At 75.2% G+C, this 22881-nt stretch carries 19 protein-coding genes; 13 read left to right on the top strand and 6 right to left on the bottom strand.

The genetic code is table 11. The annotated features are described in order from the left end of the window. Positions 1–427 precede the first annotated feature (427 nt). Entirely contained in the window at positions 428–2176 is a 1749-nt protein-coding gene (locus ACSUPT_RS05220) for an MFS transporter (protein ID WP_365729630.1), read from the top strand. Positions 2177–2255: 79 nt separating this feature from the next. Further along, complete coding sequence (locus ACSUPT_RS05215) at positions 2256–3446, top strand: acyl-CoA dehydrogenase family protein (protein WP_351963179.1); 1191 nt, start codon at positions 2256–2258, stop codon at positions 3444–3446. A 51-nt stretch (positions 3447–3497) separates the two neighbouring features. Here ACSUPT_RS05215 and ACSUPT_RS05210 read toward each other — a convergent pair whose 3' ends face one another. Next, positions 3498–3932, bottom strand: coding sequence for a cell division protein SepF (locus ACSUPT_RS05210; protein ID WP_351963178.1), 435 nt, complete (start codon positions 3930–3932; stop codon positions 3498–3500). A 276-nt stretch (positions 3933–4208) separates the two neighbouring features. On the opposite strand from ACSUPT_RS05210, the gene ACSUPT_RS05205 reads away from it, so the two are divergent. From ACSUPT_RS05205 to ACSUPT_RS05195, 3 genes are all read left to right on the top strand, one after another. Further along, entirely contained in the window at positions 4209–5600 is a 1392-nt protein-coding gene (locus ACSUPT_RS05205; RefSeq protein ID WP_436943540.1) for a DUF5685 family protein, read from the top strand. Between the two features lie 170 nt (positions 5601–5770). Then, complete coding sequence (locus ACSUPT_RS05200) at positions 5771–6721, top strand: S1 family peptidase (protein ID WP_436943539.1); 951 nt, start codon at positions 5771–5773, stop codon at positions 6719–6721. Between the two features lie 368 nt (positions 6722–7089). Further along, on the top strand, positions 7090–8178 hold the full coding sequence (locus ACSUPT_RS05195; RefSeq protein ID WP_361659765.1) for a S1 family peptidase: 1089 nt from the start codon (positions 7090–7092) through the stop codon (positions 8176–8178). 175 nt (positions 8179–8353) lie between these two features. Here ACSUPT_RS05195 and ACSUPT_RS05190 read toward each other — a convergent pair whose 3' ends face one another. Further along, a complete protein-coding gene (locus ACSUPT_RS05190; RefSeq protein WP_436943538.1) occupies positions 8354–9439 on the bottom strand; it encodes a DUF3533 domain-containing protein in 1086 nt (361 codons plus the stop codon). A 189-nt stretch (positions 9440–9628) separates the two neighbouring features. On the opposite strand from ACSUPT_RS05190, the gene ACSUPT_RS05185 reads away from it, so the two are divergent. The 3 genes from ACSUPT_RS05185 to ACSUPT_RS05175 all read left to right on the top strand — a co-directional run bounded on the left by ACSUPT_RS05185 (position 9629) and on the right by ACSUPT_RS05175 (position 15298). Continuing rightward, positions 9629–13195 (top strand): DNA polymerase III subunit alpha, encoded by a 3567-nt coding sequence (locus ACSUPT_RS05185; protein WP_436943537.1) that lies wholly within the window; start codon positions 9629–9631, stop codon positions 13193–13195. Further along, complete coding sequence (locus ACSUPT_RS05180) at positions 13192–14166, top strand: DNA polymerase Y family protein (RefSeq protein ID WP_365728677.1); 975 nt, start codon at positions 13192–13194, stop codon at positions 14164–14166. Before ACSUPT_RS05185 ends, ACSUPT_RS05180 begins: the two co-directional genes overlap by 4 nt. 247 nt (positions 14167–14413) lie before the next feature. Continuing rightward, complete coding sequence (locus ACSUPT_RS05175; RefSeq protein WP_399219067.1) at positions 14414–15298, top strand: esterase/lipase family protein; 885 nt, start codon at positions 14414–14416, stop codon at positions 15296–15298. Between the two features lie 76 nt (positions 15299–15374). Here the strand turns inward: ACSUPT_RS05175 and ACSUPT_RS05170 are convergent, their stop codons facing one another. After that, on the bottom strand, positions 15375–16064 hold the full coding sequence (locus ACSUPT_RS05170; protein ID WP_351963172.1) for a response regulator: 690 nt from the start codon (positions 16062–16064) through the stop codon (positions 15375–15377). A gap of 128 nt (positions 16065–16192) precedes the next feature. Here ACSUPT_RS05170 and ACSUPT_RS05165 point away from each other — a divergent pair, with 128 nt between their 5' ends. From ACSUPT_RS05165 to ACSUPT_RS05150, 4 genes are all read left to right on the top strand, one after another. Further along, positions 16193–17176 carry a Bug family tripartite tricarboxylate transporter substrate binding protein gene (locus ACSUPT_RS05165; RefSeq protein WP_351963171.1) on the top strand — a complete coding sequence of 328 codons (984 nt, stop codon included), beginning with the start codon at positions 16193–16195 and terminating at the stop codon, positions 17174–17176. 122 nt (positions 17177–17298) lie between these two features. Beyond that, entirely contained in the window at positions 17299–17781 is a 483-nt protein-coding gene (locus tag ACSUPT_RS05160) for a tripartite tricarboxylate transporter TctB family protein (RefSeq protein ID WP_351963234.1), read from the top strand. Then, positions 17781–19277 carry a tripartite tricarboxylate transporter permease gene (locus ACSUPT_RS05155; protein WP_351963170.1) on the top strand — a complete coding sequence of 499 codons (1497 nt, stop codon included), beginning with the start codon at positions 17781–17783 and terminating at the stop codon, positions 19275–19277. Before ACSUPT_RS05160 ends, ACSUPT_RS05155 begins: the two co-directional genes overlap by 1 nt. Then, positions 19274–19729, top strand: coding sequence for a GNAT family N-acetyltransferase (locus ACSUPT_RS05150; protein WP_351963169.1), 456 nt, complete (start codon positions 19274–19276; stop codon positions 19727–19729). Before ACSUPT_RS05155 ends, ACSUPT_RS05150 begins: the two co-directional genes overlap by 4 nt. Here ACSUPT_RS05150 and ACSUPT_RS05145 read toward each other — a convergent pair. Continuing rightward, positions 19708–20190: a DUF402 domain-containing protein gene (locus tag ACSUPT_RS05145; protein WP_351963168.1), complete on the bottom strand. Its 483-nt coding sequence runs from the start codon at positions 20188–20190 to the stop codon at positions 19708–19710. The two genes, ACSUPT_RS05150 and ACSUPT_RS05145, sit on opposite strands and share 22 nt — an antisense overlap. Then, positions 20171–21094: a GNAT family N-acetyltransferase gene (locus tag ACSUPT_RS05140; protein WP_351963167.1), complete on the bottom strand. Its 924-nt coding sequence runs from the start codon at positions 21092–21094 to the stop codon at positions 20171–20173. The genes ACSUPT_RS05145 and ACSUPT_RS05140 overlap by 20 nt, the downstream gene beginning before the upstream one ends. A gap of 72 nt (positions 21095–21166) precedes the next feature. On the opposite strand from ACSUPT_RS05140, the gene ACSUPT_RS05135 reads away from it, so the two are divergent. Then, positions 21167–21541, top strand: coding sequence for a GntR family transcriptional regulator (locus ACSUPT_RS05135; protein ID WP_351963166.1), 375 nt, complete (start codon positions 21167–21169; stop codon positions 21539–21541). 78 nt (positions 21542–21619) lie between these two features. Here the strand turns inward: ACSUPT_RS05135 and ACSUPT_RS05130 are convergent, their stop codons facing one another. After that, positions 21620–22711: a DUF5925 domain-containing protein gene (locus tag ACSUPT_RS05130; protein ID WP_399219070.1), complete on the bottom strand. Its 1092-nt coding sequence runs from the start codon at positions 22709–22711 to the stop codon at positions 21620–21622. Between the last annotated feature and the right edge of the window lie 170 nt (positions 22712–22881).

Raw genomic sequence — 22881 nt, 5'->3', positions numbered from 1 at the left:
CTCTTTGTGATGACGATGTGATGTGGAGTGGGTCTCGGCGGCTGTTTATCCGATGCTTATCCATAAAGCCGTCGGACAGCACTTTGAATGATGTGCGGCCTTCTTCCGTAAGTCTGTTTGTGTGCCGCGCGAAATCCCGCCCGGCCGGTCACGGCGTGGAATTCGTACGCCGTTCGGGGGCCGCCCCGGCGTGTCGCGCCCGCCGTCCCGCGTGGCGCACGCCACACTCCCGCCCCGCTCCGGGTGAGAGGTGGGCCACGCACCAGCGGCCCCCCGTCACGTAGGCTGACGTCTCGCTCGCCCGCCCCCGACAGGGCCGACCGCTCGGCCAGGGGGGCCACCGGATGCCGGGCCGCCCCGCCGGAACGTCCCCTCCCGGCCGGCGCCCGCCGAGCGCGAGAGTTCGTTCCACGCGGGAGGTACCTACATGTCGGGAACGACCACGACCGGAGCGCGTCTGCGCGCGGCCGGCGGCGGTGCCAACCGCTGGGTCGTCCTGTTCGTCCTCTGTGTGAGCCTGCTGCTGGTCGCCCTGGACGCGACCGTCCTCCACGTCGCCGTCCCCGCGGTCACCGAGGACCTCCGGCCCAGCTCCACCGCCCTGCTCTGGATCGTCGACGCCTACCCCCTGGTCTGCGCCTCGCTGCTGATCCTCTTCGGCACGCTCGGCGACCGGGTGGGCAGACGGCGTGTCCTGCTCGGCGGATACACGCTCTTCGGCGTGGCGTCCGCCGTCGCCGCGATGGCCGACACGCCGGAGGTGCTCATCGCCGCCCGGGTGCTGCTCGGCGTCGGCGGCGCGATGATCATGCCGGCCACGCTCTCCATCCTCCGCGCCGTCTTCCCCGACCGGCGCGAACGGGCCACGGCCATCGGCATCTGGACGGCCGTCGCCGCGATCGGCGCCGCCACCGGGCCCGTGCTGGGCGGGTTCCTGGTCGAGCACTTCTGGTGGGGCTCGGTCTTCCTGATCAACATCCCGCTGATGGCGCTGATCCTCCCGGCCGGGCGCTGGCTGCTGCCCGAGTCGCGGGGCAGCGGCGACGGCCCCTGGGACGTGCTCGGCGCGCTGATGGCCGCCGCCGGCGTCCTCGGGGTGGTCCTCGGCGTCAAGCGGACCGGCGCGGGCGACCCCTTCCTGGATCCCGCCACGCTCGGCCCCCTCCTCGCGGGCGCCGCGCTGCTCGCCCTGTTCGTGCGGCGGCAGCGGCGACACGCCCATCCGCTCATCGACATGCGGCTGTTCTCGCGGGCCGGGTTCACCACGTCCGTCGGCTGCATCGTCCTCGCCATGCTGGCGCTGGTCGGCCTCCAGCTGATCGCCGTCCAGTACCTCCAGCTGGTCCTCGACCTGGGCCCGATGGAGACCGGGCTGCGGCTGCTGCCGCTGACCTTCGCCGCGATGGCGGCCGGCGCCACCGGCTCGTACACGCTCGCCCGGCTCGGCCCGCGCCGGATGGTCTCCGGCGGCTTCGTGCTCACCGCGGGCTCGGTGCTGCTGCTCGTCCTCATGGGCGAGCACGACCGGCCGCTGCTGCTCACCGTGGGCTTCGTCCTGCTCGGCTTCGGCCTCCAGACCACGCTGTTCGGGGCGTACGAGTCGATGCTCAGCGAGGCCCCGGCCGACAGCGCGGGCGGCGCGGCGGCCATCGGCGAGACGTCGTACCAGCTCGGCGCGGGCATGGGTATCGCCCTGCTCGGCAGCGTCATGAACGCCGCGTACGCCCCCGGCCTCACCGGCGTGCCGGGCGTCCCGGCCGAGGCGAGCGCCGCCGCGGCCAACTCGCTGGGCGAGGCGTACCAGGTCGCCGAGCGGCTCGGCGGCCAGGCCGGCGACGCGCTCTACCAGGCCGCGCGCCAGGCCTTCGTCCACGGGCTGCACGTCACGCTGGCGGTCAGCGCGGCGCTGCTGCTGGCCGGCGCGGTCATGGCGCTGCGGCTGCCCCGCGTGATGGACCCGCAGACCGCCGACCCCGACGACCTGCCGGGTCCCGGCCCCGACGGCGGCGGCCCGGACGGCGCGGGCCCGGTCCGCTCCGGCTCGGGGAACGTCAGTGTCCCCGTGCCGCGCGAGGTGCGGGACGCGCCCGACGGGGGCGACGCCCACGGCGTGTCGCGGACGGCCGTCCGGCACGCCCCGGCCGAGCCGGCCGGCTCTGGACGCGCGGCGCACTGAGCCGTAACGTCGGCGCCGAGTTGACGATCAACGCCCGTTCGCCCGTCGTTTCCTGGTGAGCCAGCCGCCGGAGGCCCCTATGCCCGCACCCTCGAAGCTCCCGCCGTTCGACCCGGCCGACCCGCTCGGCCTCGACGACCTGCTCGACCCCGAGGAGCTCGCCGTCCGCGACACGGTGCGCGGCTGGGCCGCCGAGCGGGTGCTGCCGCACATCGCGGAGTGGTACGAGAAGGGCGAGCTGCCCGTCATCCGGGAGCTGGCGCGGGAGCTGGGCGCGATCGGCGCGCTCGGCATGTCCCTGGAGGGGTACGGCTGCGCCGGGGCGAGCGCCGTCCAGTACGGGCTGGCCTGCATGGAGCTGGAGGCCGCCGACTCCGGCATCCGCTCCCTGGTCTCCGTGCAGGGCTCGCTCGCCATGTACGCGATCTGGAAGTACGGCTCCGAGGAGCAGAAGCAGCGGTGGCTGCCGTCCATGGCGGCGGGCGAGACGATCGGCTGCTTCGGCCTCACCGAGCCGGACCACGGCTCCGACCCGGCAGCCCTGCGCACCTACGCCAAGAAGGACGGCGCGGACTGGGTGCTCAACGGCCGCAAGATGTGGATCACCAACGGCTCGGTCGCCGGGGTCGCCGTGGTCTGGGCGCAGACCGACGAGGGGATGCGCGGCTTCGCCGTGCCGACCGACACGCCGGGCTTCTCCGCGCCGGAGATCCACCACAAGTGGTCGCTGCGGGCCAGCGTCACCAGCGAGCTGGTCATGGACGACGTACGGCTGCCCGCCGACGCGGTGCTGCCCGGCGTGACCGGTCTGAAGGGCCCGCTCAGCTGCCTGTCGCACGCCCGGTACGGGATCGTGTGGGGCGCCATGGGCGCGGCGCGCGCCTCGTTCGAGGCGGCGCTCGACTACGCGCGGACGCGGGAGCAGTTCGGGCGGCCCATCGGCGGCTTCCAGCTGACCCAGGCCAAGCTCGCCGACATGGCGGTGGAGCTGCACAAGGGCGTCCTGCTCGCCCACCACCTGGGGCGGCGGATGGACGCGGGACGGCTGCGGGCCGAGCAGGTCAGCTTCGGCAAGCTGAACAACGTACGGGAGGCGATCGAGATCTGCCGCACGGCGCGGACCATCCTGGGCGCCAACGGGATCTCCCTGGAGTACCCCGTCATGCGGCACGCCACGAACCTGGAATCGGTGCTCACCTACGAGGGCACCGTCGAGATGCACCAGCTGGTGCTGGGCAAGGCGCTCACCGGGCTCGACGCCTTCCGGTGAGCGGCCCCGCCGGGCAGGGGCTCCCGGCCGGACCGGTCCCGGCCCCCGCCCCTAGCTCTGGTTGAAGAAGCCGTCGTGGTCGCGGCCTCCGGGCTCTCCCGTGACGATCTGCGTGTCCGCGGGCGTCAGCAGGAAGACCCGGGTGGCCACGCGCTCGATGGAGCCGCGCAGGCCGAAGGTCAGGCCGGCCGCGAAGTCGACCACGCGCTTGGCGTCGTCGGGCTCCATGGTGGTGAGGTTCATGATGACCGGGACGCCGTCCCGGAACAGCTCGCCGATCGTACGGGCGTCGCGGAAGCCGTCGGGCGACACCGTGGCGATCCGGCGGCCCTCCTCCCGCGCGCTCTCGGAGGCGACCCGCACGCGGGGGTCGGTCACCCAGGCGTCGCCGTTCTCGGCAGTCTCGGCGTACTCGTCGTCGTAGTAGCGCTCGTCGTTGTCCTCGACGAGTCCCAGCCAGGCACTCGCCTTGCGCACCGATCCCATGGACGCCTCCTTTCAACGTGGTCACGTGTGGTCCCGCACCCCTATGGTCGTCCATGATGCGGATCGCACGCCAAGTGGATAGCCGCCGAGCGAGCGTTTCGTGACGCTACTGGTGCAGAAGATATGGCGATCTGTCAGGGTTCTTGCTGCGTACCGGCCTTCTTCTACCCCAAATATGAAATTCACACCGGATGGGCGCGTCGCGGCGCGTACGGGTGAACGGAAACCCCGGATACGATGCCCGCCGCAGGTGGTTTCAGGTCACGGGGGAAGCGCATGTTCGGAATCGTCAGGCCCTGTTCGCACCGGCTCACGGAGGGCCTCAGGACGGAGTGGATGGCGCATCTGTGCGGGCTGTGCCTCGCGCTGCGCGCCGACCACGGCCAGTTCGCCCGCGTGGCCACCAACTACGACGGCCTGATCGTCTCGGTCTTGACGGAGGCTCAGACCGAGCGCACCCCCGACGCCCGCCGTACCGCCGGCCCCTGCCCCCTTCGCGCCATGCGCACCGCCCCCGTCGCGCGCGGCGAGGGCGCCCGGCTGGCCGCCGCCGTCTCGCTGGTACTGGCCTCGGCGAAGGTACGGGACCACGTCTCCGACCGGGACGGACTGCTGGCCCGCAGGCCGGTCGCCGCGGCGGCCCGCCGGGTCGCGCACCGCTGGGACGCGGCGGGCGCCCGCGCGGGACGGGAACTCGGGTTCGACACGGCGGTCCTGCTCGACGCGGTTGACCGGCAGGCCGGCGTCGAGGCGCTGGCCGGACCCGGCACGTCCCTGCTGACGGTGACCGAGCCGACCGAGACGGCCACCGCCGCCGCGTTCGCCCACACCGCGGTCCTCGCCGGCCGGCCCGGGAACGCCGCGCCCCTCGCGGAGGCCGGGCGGCTGTTCGGACGCCTCGCCCATCTGCTGGACGCCGTCGAGGACCTGGACGCCGACGCCCGCGCCGGTGCCTGGAACCCGCTGACGGCCACCGGCACCTCCCTGGCGGAGGCGCGGCGCCTGGCCGACGACGCCGTGCACGGCATACGCCTCGCCCTGCGGGACGCGGAGTTCACGGACGACCGGCTGCTGCACCAGCTCCTCGCGCACGAGCTGCGGCGCTCGGTGGACCGCGCGTTCGCCACGACCAGCTGCTCGCACCAGGGGTACGGCGCGCCGGGCGCGGCCGGTGGTCCCGGTGCGGGCGGCGCGCCCGGCGGGCCGCAGTCGCCGTACGGCGGGCCGTACCAGGGCGGTGGCCAGGCCCCCGGCCCGTACGGCTCGCCGAATCCCTACGGCGGCGGGCCGGGCGCTCCGGCCGGGCACGGCGGGCAGGGCCCGTACGGCGGCGGGCATGGCGGGCAGGGCCCGTACGGCGGCGGTCATGGCGGTCATGGCGGTCATGGCGGTGGGCACGGCGGCCACGGTGGCCATGGCGGCGGCGGGTTCGGCGGTGGCGGCGGGTTCGGCGGGCCGGGCTTCGGCGGAGAGGGGCCCCGGCAGAAGCCGCCGCGCGGGCTGATCGCCGGGTGCGCGGTCTTCACCGGCCTCTTCTGCACCTGCCAGATCTGCTGCGCCAAGGAGTACGAGGGGCCCTGGTCGCGCAAGAAGCGCGAGGGCTGCTGCCGTGACTGCGACTGCCCGAACTGCAGCTGTGACTGCTGCTGCCCCTGCGACGGGTGCTGACGCCGTAACAGCACCACGCGCTCCTCGTGCCAGCCCTCTTGCGGAGCGCGTCCGACGCCTCAATACTCCCGAGCAGCGCTTGCCGGGTCATCCCCGGCCGCGCCTCACGGGCCCCCCGCCGCCCCACCCCCCACGGCAGGGCCCCCGATTCCCCTCGGGAGGAACGCGAAGTGAGGATCAGGCGCACCACCCCCCGCACCACCCCCTCCGGCACCACCCCCTCCGGCACCCCCGGCACCGGCTCCGCCGGACGGAGCCGGCTGCTCGCCGTCGCCGCCGGTCTGGCCGCCGCCGCGCTCACCGTCCCCGCCACCACCGCGAGCGCCGCCGACGCCCCGGCGGCCCCCGCCACCGCCGAGCGGCTCGCCGCCGCGGGCGAGGCGGTCCTCGCCGCGGATGTCGCCGGTACCGCCTGGCACGTCGACCCCGCGACCCGCACCCTCGTCGTGACCGCCGACTCGACGGTGACCCGCGCCGAGATCGCCCGGATCAAGCGGGCGGCCGCGGCCCACACGACCGCCGTCCGCGTGGAACGCACCCCCGGCACGCTGTCCCGGTACCTCGGCGGCGGCGACGCCGTCTACGCCGACGCCGGCTGGCGCTGCTCGGCCGGCTTCAACGTCGTCCGCGACGGCGTGTACTACCTCCTCACCGCCGGGCACTGCACCGACGGGGCCGGCACCTGGTACGCCAACTCCGCGCGCACCACGCCCATCGGGCCCACCGTCGGGTCCAGCTTCCCGGGCAACGACTACGGCCTGGTGCGGTACGACAACACGTCCCTGGCCCACCCGGGCACGGCCGGCGGCACGGACATCACCGGCGCGGCCGACGCCGCCGTCGGCATGTCCGTCACCCGTACCGGCTCCACCACCGGCACCCACCGCGGCACGGTCACGGGGCTGGACGCCACCGTCAACTACGGCGGCGGCGACATCGTGCGCGGGATGATCCGCACCGATGTGTGCGCCGAACCGGGCGACAGCGGCGGGCCGCTGTACTCGGGGAGCCTCGCCATCGGGCTCACCTCCGGCGGCAGCGGCAACTGCCGCACCGGCGGGACGACCTTCTACCAGCCCGTCACCGAGGCGCTCAAGGCGTACCGGGTCAGCGTCTACTGAGCCTTCGCCGGGCGCTGCCGGCGTTCCCGTACGGCCACTTCCGCGCCCCCGTCCGGTCCTGCCGGGCGGGGGCGCTCCGCTGTCCCGGTCCGCGCGGTCCGCGCGTACACCGGCTCATCGGCCGACTCGATCCGGCCAGGTCCGGACCTTACGCCGCGTCCACCCGGTCGTCGCGGTCGGTGTTCGCATTCGGAACCGACCAGTGGTGACCCGCGGTAGGCCGGAAAAGTCAGGAGCGGGCGCGGCGGGCGGGTCCCCGTCCGGAAGTCGGCCTTGTGCGCGGTCCTCCCGCCTCGGAATAGTGGGCGCCCCAACCTCCGTGCCAGGCACCCCACTTGCCCTGCACGGCCCCCCACAGGAGGTCGATGTTGAAGCACCGACGCACAACCAGGAGGCAGGCGGCCGCCGCCGGTGGAGCCGCGGTGGCGCTGCTGGGCGCCGCGGTCACCTTCCAGAGTGCGAACGCCAGTGACGACGTGGAGCGGTTCGAGGCCAAAACCCTGTCCGCCACCGCGGCCGGAAATCTCGCCTCCTCGCTCGGCGAGCGGCTGGACGCCGCCGACTCCGCCGGCGCCTACTACGACGCGGAGTCCCGCACCCTCGTCGTGAACGTCGTGGACGAGGAGGCGGCCGAGACGGTCCGCCGGGCCGGCGGCCGGGCGCGGGTGGTCGAGCACTCCCTGGCCGAGCTGAAGTCGGCGCGCGAGACACTGAAGGACCGGGCGACGATGCCCGGCACCTCCTGGGCCGTCGACCCGGTCACCAACAAGGTCGTCGTCACCGCCGACCGCACCGTCCAGGGCGCGTCCTGGGAGAGGCTCACCCGCGTCGTCGAGGGCCTCGGCGGCAAGGCGGAGCTGAAGCGGTCCGCGGGCGCCTTCAAGCCGTTCGTCGCGGGCGGCGACGCCATCACCACCGGCGGCGGCCGCTGCTCGCTGGGGTTCAACGTCCTCAGGGACGGCCGGCCGCACTTCCTCACGGCAGGCCACTGCGGCCAGGCCGGCTCCACCTGGTCCGCCGGGCAGGGCGGCACGCCCTTCGGCACGATGGTCGACTCGCGGTTCCCCGGCGACGACTTCGCGCTGGTCCGGTACGACCGCGACGTCAGCCGCCCGAGCGCGGTCAACCTGTACAACGGCACCGGGCAGCGGATCACCCGCGCCGCCGACGCCGCCGTCGGCATGCGGGTGGTCCGCAGCGGCTCCACGACCCAGGTGAGCGACGGCCGGGTCACCGGCCTGGACGCGACGGTCAACTACGGCAACGGCCAGATCGTCGAGGGGCTCATCCAGACCGATGTGTGCGCCGAGCCCGGCGACAGCGGCGGCTCCCTCTTCGCCGACGACGCGGCCATCGGCCTGACCTCCGGCGGCAGCGGCGACTGCACGAACGGCGGCGTCACCTTCTTCCAGCCCGTCACGGAGGCGCTCGCCGCGTACGGCGCGCGGATCGGCTGACGGGCCGGCACGGGCGGCGGCGTGCCGACGGGCGGCGCGCGGATCGACTGACGGCCACCCCCCGGCCTGCCGGCCCGGCGGTTGCCGGCAGGCGCCGAGCCCCCGGCCCCGGTGCCTCCGGGGCCGGGGGGCCCGTACGCGTACGGGGTGAGGCGTCCGTACCCGTGTACGGGGGCTATGCCCGGCCCGGCCCGGCCGGCCGCGCGCCGTCACCGTCCGCGTTCGCGCCCGCGGCCGTGTCCGCGCCCGTCCCCGCGCCCCCGTCGCCCTCGTCGCGGCGCAGCGACGAGACGACCAGGGTGACCACCGTCCCGGCGACCGCCCAGACCGACAGCACCTGGAGCGCCCCCGAGACGGCGTCGCCCCGGAAGTACGCGATGGACCGCGCCGCCCAGGTGCCCGCGCCCGGCGGCAGGCCGGGGCCGATCGTCCGCCAGAAGTCGGGCAGCATCGGGGCGGGGAACGCGCCGCCCGCGCTCGGGTTGCCGGCGATCACGATCAGCAGTACCGCCAGGCCGATGCCGACGATGCCGGTGACCGCCTGGAGGGCCAGGGTGACCGCGCCGACCGAGAAGACCACCAGCGCGCCCAGCCCCCACAGGGCGGCGACGTTCCCCGGCAGCGCGTCCAGCACCGGGCCCACGATGACCGCGCCGCCCAGCCCGCCGAGCAGCGCCGAGAGCGCCAGGACGGCCAGCCGGATGATCGCCCGGCGGGTGTTGGCGGGCCGGGACCCGGCGCTGATCGCCAGGATCGAGGCGAGCAGGTAACCGCCCACGCACCAGCCGACGACCAGGTAGAACGCGGACAGGCCGTTGAAGTCCCGGGCGGAGGCCGGCGCCACGTCCACCGTCCTGACCGTGCGCCGCTGGGCCTGCTCGGCCTCGGCCGTGATCCGCTCCAGGGCGGTCGCCAGGGCCTTGCCGCCGCCGGAGGCGACCAGCAGCGTGTCGGTGGTGCCGCGCGGGTCGACCACGAGCGCGCCGTCGATCCTCCGCTCCATGATCTGCCGCCGCGCCTCCGCCTCGCCGGACAGCACCCGCGGGTCGAGCGGGTCGCCCGGCAGCGCGGCCAGCCGTCCGGCCGCCTGCTCCGCGGCCGGGCCGGGCGCGACCACGCCGAACGGCACGTCCCGCGGCTTCGGGTCGTGCAGGGCGCCCACGTAGGAGGCGATGAACAGCAGCTGGAGCGCCAGCACGCCGATGACCAGCAGGGCGGCCCTGGGCGTGACGGCGCTGCGCACCTCGGCGGCGAACGTCATGCCCCCACGCTCCGTTCGGACCGGTGTCCGCGCAGGTGGGGCGGGTCCGAATGGCTGAGACCCGGACCCGTGCGGGGCCGCCGGCGGCGTGTCGCCGACCCCCCGCGAACGAAATCGTACAACCATTCGAACTTGGTCTATGGTGGTGTGCGAGGGGGTGATGAGGTCCGGAACGACGAGGAGGTGCGGATGCCGCGGTTCACGCATCTGCGTACCGTCTCCGGCTTCTCCCTGCGCTACGGCGCCTCGCACCCGGAGGCGCTCGCCGCCCGCGCCGCCGAACGCGGCATGGACGCCGTCGCCCTCACCGACCGCGACACCGTCGCCGGGGCCGTCCGCTTCGCCCGCGCCTGCGCGAAGGAGGGCGTACGCCCCCTGTTCGGCGCCGACCTCGCGATCGGCGAGCGCACCGCGCCTTCCCCCGCCGCGCCCACCGAACGGCGCCGCGCCCCCGTGCGCGGCGGCGCCTTCGTCGACGAGTCCGCGCCCCGCGCCGTCTTCCTGGCCCGCTCCAAGCGGGGCTGGGCCGAGCTGTGCCGGCTGATCACCGCCGCCCACGCCGCCACCGGGACCTCCGCCGCCACCGCGACCGGCGCCCCCGTCCTGCTGCCCTGGGCCGACAACCACGGCGACGACCTGACCGTCCTGCTCGGCCCCGACTCCGATGTGGGCCGCGCCCTGTCCGCCGGCCGCCCCGACCGCGCCGCCCGGCTCCTCGCCCCCTGGCGCGAGGCGTACGGGGACGCGCTGCGCCTGGAGGTCGTCCACCACGGCCGCTCCGGCACCGGCCCCGGCTCGCTCCGGCAGGCCGCCCGCACCCTGGGCTTCGCCGCCGAGCAGCGCGTCCGCCCCGTGCTGAGCAACGCCGTGCGGTACGCCGACCCCGGTCAGGGCCCGGTCGCCGACGTGCTGGACGCCGCCCGCCGCCTCGTCCCCGTGGACCCGCGCCGGGGCCTGGACGGCGGGGAGCGCTGGCTGAAGGACCCCGCCGCCATGGCCGCCGCCGCCGAGCGCGTCGCGCAGGCCGCGGGGCTGCGCCGGGACACCGCGCACCGGCTGCTCGCCGTCACCGAGGAGACCGCCGCCGCGTGCCTGGTCGACCCCGAGGACGACCTCGGCATCGGCACGGTCCACTTCCCCGAACCCCATCTGGTGGGCGCGGACCGCCGTACCGCCGAGCGGGTGCTGCGCTCCCGGTGCGCCGCCGGGATGGTGCTGCGCGGCCACGACCGCAAGCGGGCCTACTGGACCCGCCTGGAGGACGAGCTGCGCACCATCGAGCGGCTCGGCTTCGCCACGTACTTCCTCACCGTCGCCCAGGTCGTGGACGACGTGCGGGGCATGGGCATCCGGGTCGCCGCGCGCGGCTCGGGCGCCGGATCGCTCGTCAACCACCTGCTGGGCATCGCCCACGCCGACCCGGTCGAACAGGACCTGCTGATGGAGCGGTTCCTGTCGGTGCGGCGGCCCGCGCTGCCCGACATCGACATCGACGTGGAGTCCGCCCGCCGCCTGGAGGTCTACCGGGCGATCCTCGACCGCTTCGGCCCCGAGCGGGTCGCCGCCGTCGCCATGCCCGAGACGTACCGGGTCCGCCACGCCGTACGGGACGTGGGCGCCGCCCTGTCCATGGACCCGGCCGAGATCGACCGCATCGCCAAGGCGTTCCCGCACATCCGCGCCCGCGACGCCCGCGCCGCCCTGGACGAGCTGCCCGAGCTGCGCCGCCTGGCGGGGGAGCGGGAGCGGTACGGCAGGCTGTGGGAGCTGGTCGAGGCGCTGGACGCGCTGCCGCGCGGCGTCGCCATGCACCCGTGCGGGGTGCTGCTCTCCGACGCCTCGCTGCGCGCCCGCACCCCCGTGGTGCCGACCAGCGGCGAGGGCTTCCCGATGTCCCAGTTCGACAAGGACGACGTGGAGGAGCTGGGCCTGCTCAAGCTGGACGTGCTCGGGGTGCGGATGCAGTCCGCGATGGCGCACGCCGTCGCCGAGATCGCCCGCACCACGGGCGAGGAGGTCGACCTCGACGACCCGCGCCAGGTGCGGCCGGGCGACCCCGAGACGTACCGGCTCATCCGGTCCGCCGAGACGCTCGGCTGCTTCCAGATCGAGTCGCCCGGCCAGCGCGACCTGGTGGGGCGGCTCCAGCCGGCCACCTTCCACGACCTGGTCGTGGACATCTCCCTGTTCCGGCCGGGCCCGGTCGCCGCCGACATGGTGCGGCCGTTCATCGAGGCCCGGCACGGCCGCGCGCCCGTCCGCTACCCGCACCCGGACCTGGCGGAGGCGCTGGCGGAGACGTACGGGGTGGTGGTCTTCCACGAGCAGGTCATCAAGATCCTGGACATCATGACCGGCTGCGGCCGGGACGAGGCCGACGCCGTGCGGCGCGGGCTGTCCGACCCCGAGTCGCAGGGCCGCATCAAGGTGTGGTTCGCGCGCCGGGCGACGGAGCGGGGGTACGCGGACGAGGTGGTCGCGCGCACCTGGGAGATCGTGGAGGCGTTCGGCTCGTACGGCTTCTGCAAGGCGCACGCCGTGGCGTTCGCCGTGCCCACCTACCAGTCGGCGTGGCTGAAGGCCCATCACCCGGCCGCCTTCTACGCCGGGCTGCTCACCCACGACCCCGGCATGTACCCGAAGCGGCTGCTGCTGGCGGACGCGCGGCGGCGGGGCGTGCCGGTGCTGCCGCTGGACGTGAACAAGTCCGGCGCCGCACACCGTATCGAACTGGTGTCTGGTTCTACGTCAAGTGGCGTGTCCGGTTCACCCGGTACGTGGGGATTGCGGCTGGCGCTCTCCGATGTGCACGGCATCAGCGAGGCGGAGGCCGCCCGCATCGAGGCCGGCCAGCCCTACACCTCGCTGCTCGACTTCTGGGAGCGCGCCCGCCCCAGCCGCCCCGTCGCGGAACGGCTCGCCCAGGTCGGCGGGCTCGACGCGTTCGGCGGCAACCGGCGCGACCTGCTGCTCCACCTCGCCGAACTCCACCGCGCCCAGCGCGGCACCGGCTCGTACGGCGAGCAGCTCCCGCTCGCGGGCGGCCGCAGGTCCGCGCCCGTCGGACTGCCCGACCTGACCGACGCCGAACGGCTCAGCGCCGAACTGGGCGTCCTCTCCATGGACGCCTCCCGCAATCTGATGACCGACCACCAGACGTTCCTGGACGAGCTGGGCGTCGTCACCGCCCAGCGGCTGCGCACCGCCCGGCACGGCCAGACCGTGCTGGTCGCCGGGGCCAAGGCGGCCACCCAGACCCCGCCGATCCGCTCCGGCAAGCGCGTCATCTTCACGACGCTGGACGACGGCACCGGCCTGGTCGACCTGGCGTTCTTCGACGACAGCCACGAGCGGTGCGCCCACACGGTGTTCCACTCCTGGCTGCTGCTGGTGCGCGGCACCGTCCAGCGGCGCGGCCCGCGCAGCGTCAGCGTCGTCGGCTCGGCCGCCTGGAACCTCGCGGAGCTGGTCGAACTGCGCCGCGACGGCGGCCTCGACGCGGTCGCCGCGCGCCTCGCGGAGCCCCCGGCCGCACCGCCCGCCGGTGCGGGACCCGCCGACGGGGGCGTCCCCGCCGGTGCGCGGGCCGCCGGTGCGCCGCCGTCCGACGCGCCGCCGTCCGGTACCGGCCGCCGCATCACCCTGCCCACCGGGTACGAGATGCACCCCTGGGCCGATCTGCGCCCCGCGGGGGAGGGCGCCGCCACTCCGCCGCCGCGCAAGCTGTGGCACCAGAGCCAGGGGAGCGCGGGATGACGAACGACGCCACGGTCCTCTGCGTACGCTTCCGGCTCCCGCCCATGTACGAGGCGCTGCTGCCGCAGCTCCTCGCCCTGCTCGGCGAGTTCACCCCCGTCGTGCAGGCCGAGCCGCCGGACGGCGCCCTCGCCGATCTGCGCGGCGCCGTACGGTACTTCGGCCGCGGCCCCGCCGAACTGGCCGCCGTGATCCGCGTCCGGGCGCTCGCCCTGTACGGCGTGGACTGCGTCATCGGCGCGGGCCCCAACCCGATGCTCGCCCGCATGGCCGCCCGCCGCGCCGCGCCCGGTACGACCCGCGTCGTCACCGACCCGGCCGGCTTCCTGCGCGACCGGCCGGTCGCCGAACTCGACGGGGTCGGCCCGTCCACCGCCCGCACCCTGTGCGCGTACGGACTCGACACGGCCGGCCGGGTCGCGGACGCCCCGCTCGCCGTGGTGCAGCGCGTCGTCGGCGCCCGCGCGGGCCGCGACCTGTGGGAGCGGGCGCACGGCACCGACCGCTCGCGGGTCGTCCCCAACGCCGCCGCCCGCTCCACCGCGGCCGAGCGGTCCTTCCCGCGCGACGAGACCGACCGCGACCGGCACCGCCGCGCCCTGCTCTCCGCCGCCCAGGAGCTCGGCGTCCGCATGCGGGGCGAGGGCCAGGTCTGCCGCACCCTCACCCTCACCGTGCGGTACGCCGACCGCTCCACCACCACCCGCACCCGCACCCTGCGCGAACCGACCGCGCACTGCGCCGAGCTGACGTCCGCCGCGTACGCCCTGTACGACGCCCTCGCCCTCCAGCGCGCCCGGGTGCGCGGCGTCACCCTGCGCGCCGAGGGCCTGATCCCCGCCGAACAGGCCGCCCACCAGCTGTCGCTGGACCCCGCCGACGAGAAGGCGCGGCGCCTGGAGGCGGTGGCGGACCGCGCCCGCGCCCGCTTCGGCCCCGGCGCGATCATCCCCGGCTCCCTCGCCGCGTAGCCCCGCGCCCGCACCCCGCCCGTGTCGCGCCCGTGCCCGTGCCGGGGCTGTCGGCGGCGTCTGCGCCTACCGTGCCCGCGCCGGGCCCGCCGAGTTTTTACCGACGCGTAACTTCCCTCCTGCGGCCGCCCGTACGTAACTTGGCCGAAGCGCGGCCCCCACGCCGCGCACCTCCCCCCATCAGTGGTCCGGGCCGCTGGGGCGTACCGCCGTCGCCCTTTCCCTTGAGCCGCCAGGAGACCACTCGATGCTGCCCCCACGCCCGCGTGCCGCTCTGCGGCGCGCCCTGCGGACCCTGACCGCCGCCCTCGTCCTCGTCGTCGCCGCCGTCCTCGCCCCGGCCGGCACCGCCCACGCCGCCGCCACCGCGCCCGGCTCGGGCTGGAACGACTACTCCTGCAAGCCCTCCGCCGCCCACCCCCGCCCCGTCGTCCTCGTCCACGGCACGTTCGGCAACTCCGTCGACAACTGGCTCGGACTCGCCCCCTATCTGGTGCGGCGCGGCTACTGCGTCTTCTCCCTCGACTACGGGCAGCTGCCCGGCGTGCCGTTCTTCCACGGCCTCGGCCCCGTCGCGAAGTCCGCCGAGCAGCTCGACGCGTACGTCGACCGGGTACTCGACGCGACCGGCGCCGCCGAGGTGGACCTCGTCGGGCACTCGCAGGGCGGCATGATGCCCCGCCACTACCTGAAGTTCCTCGGCGGCGCCGCCGAGGTGAACGCCCTGGTCGGCATCGCCCCCGACAACCACGGCACGACCCTGCTCGGACTCACCCGGCTCCTGCCGCACTTCCCCGGCGCCGCCGACCTGATCAGCGAGAAGACCCCGGCCCTCGCCGACCAGATCGCCGGCTCGCCGTTCCTCCAGAGGCTCAACGAGGGCGGCGACACCGTGCCCGGCGTCCGCTACACGGTCATCGCCACGAAGTACGACGAGGTCGTCACGCCCTACCGCTCGTCGTTCCTCGACGGGCCGGGCGTCCGCAACGTGCTGCTCCAGGACCTGTGCCCGCTCGACCTCTCCGAGCACCTGGCGATCGGGCTGTTCGACCGCATCGCGTTCCACGAGGTCGCGAACGCGCTCGACCCCGCCCACGCGACGCCCACCACCTGCGCGTCGGTCCTCGGCTGAACGGCGCGCGCCGCCCGGTCCCGGGCGCCGGGACCGGCACCGGGGCCCGGGCGGCGTACCCGTGTCCGCCCGCGCCTCAGCCCACGCGGCGGTAGCGGCGCTCCGGGCGGCCCGTGCCGCCGTAGCGGAGGGTGACCTCGGCGCGGCCCGTCTCCGCGAAGTACTCCAGGTAGCGGCGGGCGCTCACCCGCGACAGGGAGCCCGCCTCCGCGCACTCCGTCGCCGACAGCCCCGCCGGGTGCTCCCGCAGGATGCGCTCCACCAGGTCCGCCGTGTGCGCGGCCAGCCCCTTCGGCAGCTCCCGCGAGGCCCGCGGCCGGGTGCCGAAGATCCGGTCCACGTCCTCCTGCCGCGCCTCGGCCAGCCCGGCCAGCCGCGACCGCACGGACGCCGCGTGCAGCAGCTGCTCCCGCAGCGCCGCCTGGCTGAACGGCTTGATCAGATAGTGCAGGGCGCCCGCCCGCAGCGCCGAGCGGACCGTCTCCGCGTCCCGGGCGGCCGTGATGAACAGGGCGTCCGCGTGCGCCCCGCCGCGCCCGGCGCGCTCCTCCTCCGCCCGCACCGCCCGCAGCACGTCGATGCCGTCCATGTCCGGCAGGTACACATCGAGCAGCAGCAGGTCGGGGCGCAGTTCACGGGCGGCGCGCAGCGCGTCGGCGCCGCTGTGCGCCACCCCGGCGACCGTGAAGCCGTCCACCGCGGAGACGTAGCGGCTGTGCAGCTTGGCGACCATGAAGTCGTCGTCGACCACCAGCACCCTCGTCATCCACCGAACGCTAGGCGGCGACCACAACGACCACAACGTCCGTTGATTGCGGAACGGAGACATGTTCTTAACGCGCGGGCAACATGTGGGCCACCTCACCCGGAACCCAGTACCGAAAGGCGGCACCCGTGCGACTGCGCACTCCCCTCGCCCTGCTCGGGGCGGCACTGCTGGTGCTCGTGGGGCCGCCGCTGCTCCAGCCCGGCAGCGGCTCCGACACGGGCACCCACATCCCCGGCCTGCGCCTCATGGTCCCCAACACACCCGGCGGCGGATACGACATCACCGCCCGCACCGCCGCGAAGGACGCCGAGGAGGCGGGCCTGACCGGCGATGTCGAGGTGTTCAACCTGCCCGGCGCGGGCGGCACCGTCGGCCTCGCCTCCCTGGTGGGCGAGCACGGCAACGGCCGGCTCGCCATGTCCATGGGCCTCGGCGTCGTCGGAGCCGTCCACACCAACAAGGCGCCCCGGACCCTCGCCGACACGACGCCCATCGCGCGGCTCACCGAGGAGCAGGACATCGTCGTGGTGTCCAAGAACTCCCCGTACCGCACCCTCGGCGAGCTGCTCAAGGCGTGGAAGGCCGCACCCGGCAAGCTGCCCGTCGGCGGCGGCTCGTCGCCGGGCGGCCCCGACCACCTCGCGCCGATGCTGATGGCGCAGGCCGCCGGCATCCCGCCGAAGCAGGTCAACTACGTGCCGTTCGACGGCGGCGGCGAACTCCTGGCGTCGATCCTCGGCGACAAGGTGGCCTTCGGCGTCTCCGGTGTCGGCGAGTACCTCGACCAGATCGAGGCGGGCGAGCTGCGCGTCCTCGCCGTCACCGGCGCGCAGCGCGTCCCGGGCCTCGACGCGCCGACCCTCCGCGAGTCCGGACTCGACACGGAGTTCACCAACTGGCGCGGCATCGTCGCCCCGCCCGGCCTCACCGAGACCGAACGGGACAAGCTCGTCGGCCTGGTCACCGCGCTGCACGACTCCCCGCAGTGGCGGGCGTCCCTGGAGAAGAACGGCTGGACCGACGCGTTCCTCCCCGGCGAGGAGTTCGGCGCCTTCCTCGACGCGCAGGACCAGCGCGTCGCCGACGTCCTGAAGGAGCTCGGCCTGTGACTACCCGGCCCCCCCACCCGAACCCGGCCCCGGGCCCCGAGACCGGTGCCGCCCCGGCCCCGGACGCCGAGGCCCGTGCCGCCCGTGCCGCGGCCCCGGCGGCCGCCGGCCGCCGCGCCTGGCTGCGCGAGCACTCCGAGCTCGGCGTCGGCGCCCTCCTCTTCCTCCTCGGCGTCCTCGTCCTCACCGACGCGGTCACCATGAGCGTCGACCTCGCCCAGCGCGGCCCCGTCGGCCCCCGCACCGTGCCGCTCCTGGTCGGCGCCGGACTCCTCCTCGTCGCCGTCCTCCTCACCGCGGACGTGCTGCGCGGCGGGCGCGGCGAGGCCGAGGGCGGCGAGGACGTCGACCTGTCCGAGCCCGCCGACTGGCGGACCGTGCTGCTCCTCGTCGGGGTGTTCCTCGGCAACGCCGTCCTCATCGAGCCGCTCGGCTTTCCCCTCTCGGGCGCGCTGCTCTTCTGGGGCTGCGCGTACGCGCTGGGCAGCCGCCGCACCGACCGCGACCCGCTCGTCGCGGCGGTCCTCTCCCTCGTCACGTACGTCCTCTTCGACCACCTGCTGGGCGTTCCGCTCCCCGGCGGCCCGCTCATGGGAGTGATCTGATGGATGCCCTGAACTCCCTCGTCGACGGCTTCGGCACCGCCCTCACCCCGGTCAACCTGCTGTGGGCCGCCGTCGGCGTGCTGCTCGGCACCGCCATCGGCGTGCTGCCCGGCATCGGCCCCGCCATGGCCGTCGCGCTGCTCCTGCCCGTCACCTACGGACTGGAGCCGACCGGCGCGTTCATCATGTTCGCCGGCATCTACTACGGCGCCATGTTCGGCGGGTCCACCACCTCGATCCTGCTTAACACGCCCGGCGAGAGCGCGGCCGTGGTCGCCGCGATCGAGGGCAACCCCATGGCGAAGGCCGGGCGCGGCGCGCAGGCGCTCGCCGCGGCGGCGGGCGGCCACTTCGCGGGCGGCCTGATCGGCACGGTCCTGCTGGTCGCCCTCGCCCCGGCCGTCGCCGCGCTCGCCGTGGACATCGGCGCCCCCGACTACTTCGCGATCATGGTCCTGGCGTTCATCGCGGTCACGTCCGTCCTCGGCAGGTCCCGCGTGCGGGGCTTCGCCGCCCTGCTGATCGGCCTCACCCTCGGCCTCGTCGGCCTCGACCGGATGACCGGCCAGGCCCGGCTCACCTTCGGCTCGCTCCAGCTCGCCGACGGCATCGACGTGGTGATCGTGGCGGTCGGCCTCTTCGCCATCGGCGAGGCCCTGTGGGTCGCCGCGCACCTGCGCCGCCACGGCCCCGACGCCATCCCCGTCGGCCGCCCCTGGCTGGGCCGCTCCGACCTGCGGCGCACCTGGAAGCCGTGGCTGCGCGGCCCGCTCATCGGCTTCCCGTTCGGCGCGATCCCGGCCGGTGGCGCGGAGATCCCGACGTTCCTGTCGTACGTCACCGAGAAGCGGCTGTCGAAGCACCGGGACGAGTTCGGCAGCGGCGCCATCGAGGGCGTGGCGGGCCCCGAGTCCGCCGCGTCGGCCTCCGCCGCGGGGACGCTCGTCTCGATGCTGACGCTGGGGCTGCCCACGACGGCCGTCGCCGCCGTCATGCTCGCCGCGTTCCAGCAGTACGGCATCCAGCCGGGACCGCTGCTGTTCGAACGCGAACCGCAGCTCGTGTGGGGCCTCATCGCCTCCCTGTTCGTCGGGATGGTGCTGCTGCTCGCGCTGAACCTGCCGCTCGCCCCCGTGTGGGCGAAGCTGCTGCGGGTGCCGCGCCCCTATCTGTACGCGGGCATCCTCTTCTTCGCCTCCGTCGGCGCGTACGCGGTCGGCGGCGAGGCGCTGGACCTGGTGATCCTGCTGCTCATCGGCCTCATCGGGTTCGGCATGCGGCGCTACGGGCTGCCGGTGCTGCCCGCCGTGATCGGGGTCATCCTCGGCCCGGCCGCCGAGCAGCAGCTGCGCCGCGCCCTCCAGATCAGCGACGGCAGCGTCACCGGCCTGGTGAACACGCCGTTCTCCGTCGCCGTGTACGCGGTGGTCGCGCTGCTGCTGGCCTGGCCGCTGATCCGGAAGGTGATCACCCGCCGCCGTAATCTGACGGTATGACACACACCCCCGACGACATCCGCCCCGCCGGCCCCGCCGACGTGCCCGCCGTGCGCGCCGTCACCGACGCGGCCTACCACCCCTACATCGAGCGGATCGGCCTCGTACCGGCCCCGATGGAGGCGGACCACGCCGCCGACGTGGCGGCGGGGCGGGTGTTCGTCGCCGGGGACCCGGTGCGGGGCCTGGTCGTGGTCCGCGCCGAGCCCGGCCATCTGTACCTCGACAGCGTCGCCGTCCACCCGGACGTACGGGGCACCGGCCTCGGCCGCCGCCTCCTCGCCTTCGTCGAGGACCGCGCCCGCGCCCTGGGCCTGCCCGAGGTGCGGCTGCTGACGAACGCGATGATGTGGGAGAACCAGCGGATGTACGAGCGCTACGGCTACGAGGTCGTCGAGCGCCGCAAGGACGGCCCCTACGACCGCGTCCACTACCGCAAGCCGCTGCCCTGACGGGCCGCCGCCTCCAGCGCGTCCAGCGCCTCCACCGCGCGGGCCGCCGCGTCCGGGTCCCGCTCCGCGAGGCCGCTCGCCGCGAACTCGTCCTCGTCCAGCCGCAGCACCAGCCGCCGGTCCGCCGACACCCACAGGTCCAGGTCCAGGTCCTCCACGACCACCTCCGCCGCCCGCACATCGGCGGGCCGGGTGATGTCGCAGTACCAGCCCTTCAGCGTCCCGTCGGCGGCCCGCACCTCCTTCACCGAGTACCACCGGTCCCGCCGGTAGTGCTCGGTGAACACGTCCCCGGGCTCGAACCGCACGAAGCCGAAGTCCCGCACCCCCTCGCCCGCCCACGCGGCCCGGACGGTGAGCACCGTGCCGTCGTCAAAGACCACCTCCGCCGGGTAGCGGATCTTCGTACGCCCCGCCTTGACGAGGACGACGTCCACGACGTCACCCGAGCGTGCCGACATGGCGCACCTCCGTCGCGCACGGCTCGTACCCGAAGCGCCGGTTGATCGCGAGCATCGGCCCGTTCTCGGAGTCGTTGCTCGTGTACGCCTCCACGCAGCCGGCCGCGCGGGCCCGGCGCAGCGACTCGGCCTTGGCGAGCGTGGCCAGCCCCCGCCCCCGGTGGGCGCGCAGCGTGCCCGTCATCGCCGACACGTACCGCCCCCCGCCGTCCGTGTGGGCGGCGCTGAACGCGGCGACGGCCCCGTCCACCAGCACCACCGCCGTCAGCTCCCGGTCGAGCAGCGGGTCGTTCCAGGTGTCGGCGAGCCACTCCTCGTAGTCGCCCAGGCCGAAGGGGATGTCGCTCGGTTCGTCCGCGGTGACCTCCATGTCCGCCGCGTACACCGGCCGCGGGTCGGCGGCGAAGTCCGCCGCCGTGCGCAGCTCCACACCGGGCGGCAGCACGGCGGGCCGCTCCGGCAGCTCCGCCGACGCCAGGTCGAGCCGCTGGTAGCGCAGGGTGCGCGTGGGCCGGTAGCCGCGCGCCCCGGCGAACGCCCGGCACTCCGGCGCGTCCTGGACCCAGGTGTACACCTCGCGCGCGCCGAGGCCGGCCAGGTACTCCTCGGCGGCGCGCAGCAGCGCCCCGCCCACGCCGCGGCCCCGGTGGGCCGGGTGCACGACGGGGGTGGCGAAGGCCTGGCCCGGTTGGGGGGACTCGTACACCAGGCCCGCGTTGGCGTAGCCGGCTACCTCGCCGTCCAGCTCGGCGACCAGCATCAGATAGCGGCGGGCGGGCGGCGCGGCGCGGTACTCGTTCACCATGGAGGCGGGCGTCGTCACGATGTACGGCGCCGCGCCGCGCCGTACCCGTACGGCCGCCGCGGCGTCCTCGGGCAGGAACTCACGGACGATCACAGTCATGGACGCCGACGCTACGCGCGCACCCCTCCCCGGCGCCTCCCGATTTCCGCCCGGTGGGGGAGAATCGGCGGTGTGACGCTGAAGCTCGCCCTCGACCCGGAGTCGACGACCGCCCCGTACGAACAGCTGCGCGCCCAGATCGCCGGGCAGGCCCGCTCCGGCCGGCTGCCCGTCGGCTACAAGCTGCCCACCGTCCGGGGCCTGGCGGAGGAGCTGGGCCTCGCGCCGAACACCGTCGCCAAGACGTACCGGGCGCTGGAGGCGGACGGGGTGATCGAGACCCGGGGCCGCGCCGGCACGTTCGTCGCGGCGGCCGGCGACGCCGCCGAACGCCAGGCGGCCGCGGCGGCCGCCGCCTACGCCCGCGAGGCCCACCGCCTGGGCCTGTCCCGCGCGCAGGCGCAGTCGGCGGTGACCGACGCGCTGCGCGCGGTGTACGGGGCGTAGGGCGTACGCGCGGGGGCGGCGGGCGGCTCGTACCGCCCGCCCCGCACGGCGCGCGCCTACCGGTGCGGCGGCGGACGCCTACAGGTACAGCCCGGCGGACGCCCCGCGGGGTTCCGGCAGCGCGGTCGGGCCGGTGCCGCGCCGCAGGGCGTACAGCTCCGCCAGCGTGGCGCCCTCCCGGCCGACGCCCTCCTCGCGGCCCAGCCAGCCGACCGCCTCGGCGCGGGTGAGCGGCCCGACCTCGACGCGGGCCAGGCACCGGCCGGGCCGGACGACCGCGGGGTGCAGCCGCTCCAGGTCCTCGTTGGTGGTGACGGCGACCAGGACGTTGCGCCCCTGGCCCAGCAGGCCGTCCGTCAGGTTCAGCAGCCGCGACAGGGCCTGGCCCGCGGTGTGCTTGGCCTCGCCGCGGATCAGCTCGTCGCAGTCCTCCAGGAGCAGCAGCCTCCACCGGCTCTTGGAGGTGCCGTCCTCCTCGCCGATCGCGATGTCCATGAGATAGCCGATGTCCCCGAACAGCCGCTCCGGGTCGAGCACGCAGTCCACCTGGCACCAGTCCCGCCACTCCCGCGCGAGGGTGCGCAGCGCGGACGTCTTGCCCGTGCCGGGCGGCCCGTGCAGAAGCAGCAGCCGGCCGGAGATGTCCTCGGGCGTGACCTTCATCAGCCGGTCCAGCGCGCCCGCGACGGGCGCCGTGTAGTTGTGCCGCACGTCCTCCCAGGTGCCGGCCGCGATCTGGCGGGTCGTCCGGTAGGGGCCGCGCCGCGGCGACATGTACCAGAACCCCATCGTGACGTTGTCGGGACGCGGTTCGGGCTCGTCCTGCGCGCCGTCCGTCGCCTGCGCGAGGACCCGTTCGGCGAGGTCGTCGTCGACGGCGGTGACCGTAACGTCGGCGCCGCGGCTCCAGCGCGAGACGAGCAGCGTCCAGCCCTCGCCCTCCGCGAGGACGGCGCTGCGGTCGTCCGCGCGGGCCGAGCGCAGCACGGTCGCGCCGGGCGGCAGCAGGGTCGCGCCCGGCTTCACCCGGTCGAGGCTCCGGCTGCGGGAGTGCGGCTGCTCGCCGGTCGTGAAACGGCCGAGGAACAGGGCGTCGACCACATCGGAGGGGGAGTCGCTGTCGTCCACGGTGAGCCGGATCGGCAGGGCGTCCTGCGGGTTGGCTGACATGGGCCCATGATCGGTCACTCCCGTCGCCGCCGCACCGGTTTTCCGCCCGCCGCGCGGGGTGTCCCGGCCGGGCGGGGGCCGCCGGAACGCCGTACGCGGGAAGGAAGGTTGTCCGTCGGGCGGGTGAACGCCGGGTGTGCCGCGGAAATCCGCGGGCCGGGCACGTGCGG

This window comes from Streptomyces sp. SudanB25_2051 (assembly GCF_964272635.1).
Classification (GTDB): Bacteria; Actinomycetota; Actinomycetes; order Streptomycetales; family Streptomycetaceae; genus Streptomyces.
Note: the sequence above shows the minus strand (reverse complement) of the source record. Positions and strands in the feature narration are given on the sequence as shown.

What these genes read in the sequence shown, in the direction of transcription:
- ACSUPT_RS05220 (WP_365729630.1), top strand. Translation starts at nt 428, where the DNA reads ATGTCGGGAACGACCACGACCGGAGCGCGTCTGCGCGCGGCCGGCGGC.
- ACSUPT_RS05215 (WP_351963179.1), top strand. Translation starts at nt 2,256, where the DNA reads ATGCCCGCACCCTCGAAGCTCCCGCCGTTCGACCCGGCCGACCCGCTC.
- ACSUPT_RS05210 (WP_351963178.1), bottom strand. Translation starts at nt 3,932, where the DNA reads ATGGGATCGGTGCGCAAGGCGAGTGCCTGGCTGGGACTCGTCGAGGAC.
- ACSUPT_RS05205 (WP_436943540.1), top strand. Translation starts at nt 4,209, where the DNA reads ATGTTCGGAATCGTCAGGCCCTGTTCGCACCGGCTCACGGAGGGCCTC.
- ACSUPT_RS05190 (WP_436943538.1), bottom strand. Translation starts at nt 9,439, where the DNA reads ATGACGTTCGCCGCCGAGGTGCGCAGCGCCGTCACGCCCAGGGCCGCC.
- ACSUPT_RS05185 (WP_436943537.1), top strand. Translation starts at nt 9,629, where the DNA reads ATGCCGCGGTTCACGCATCTGCGTACCGTCTCCGGCTTCTCCCTGCGC.
- ACSUPT_RS05180 (WP_365728677.1), top strand. Translation starts at nt 13,192, where the DNA reads ATGACGAACGACGCCACGGTCCTCTGCGTACGCTTCCGGCTCCCGCCC.
- ACSUPT_RS05175 (WP_399219067.1), top strand. Translation starts at nt 14,414, where the DNA reads ATGCTGCCCCCACGCCCGCGTGCCGCTCTGCGGCGCGCCCTGCGGACC.
- ACSUPT_RS05170 (WP_351963172.1), bottom strand. Translation starts at nt 16,064, where the DNA reads ATGACGAGGGTGCTGGTGGTCGACGACGACTTCATGGTCGCCAAGCTG.
- ACSUPT_RS05155 (WP_351963170.1), top strand. Translation starts at nt 17,781, where the DNA reads ATGGATGCCCTGAACTCCCTCGTCGACGGCTTCGGCACCGCCCTCACC.
- ACSUPT_RS05150 (WP_351963169.1), top strand. Translation starts at nt 19,274, where the DNA reads ATGACACACACCCCCGACGACATCCGCCCCGCCGGCCCCGCCGACGTG.
- ACSUPT_RS05145 (WP_351963168.1), bottom strand. Translation starts at nt 20,190, where the DNA reads ATGTCGGCACGCTCGGGTGACGTCGTGGACGTCGTCCTCGTCAAGGCG.
- ACSUPT_RS05140 (WP_351963167.1), bottom strand. Translation starts at nt 21,094, where the DNA reads ATGACTGTGATCGTCCGTGAGTTCCTGCCCGAGGACGCCGCGGCGGCC.
- ACSUPT_RS05130 (WP_399219070.1), bottom strand. Translation starts at nt 22,711, where the DNA reads ATGTCAGCCAACCCGCAGGACGCCCTGCCGATCCGGCTCACCGTGGAC.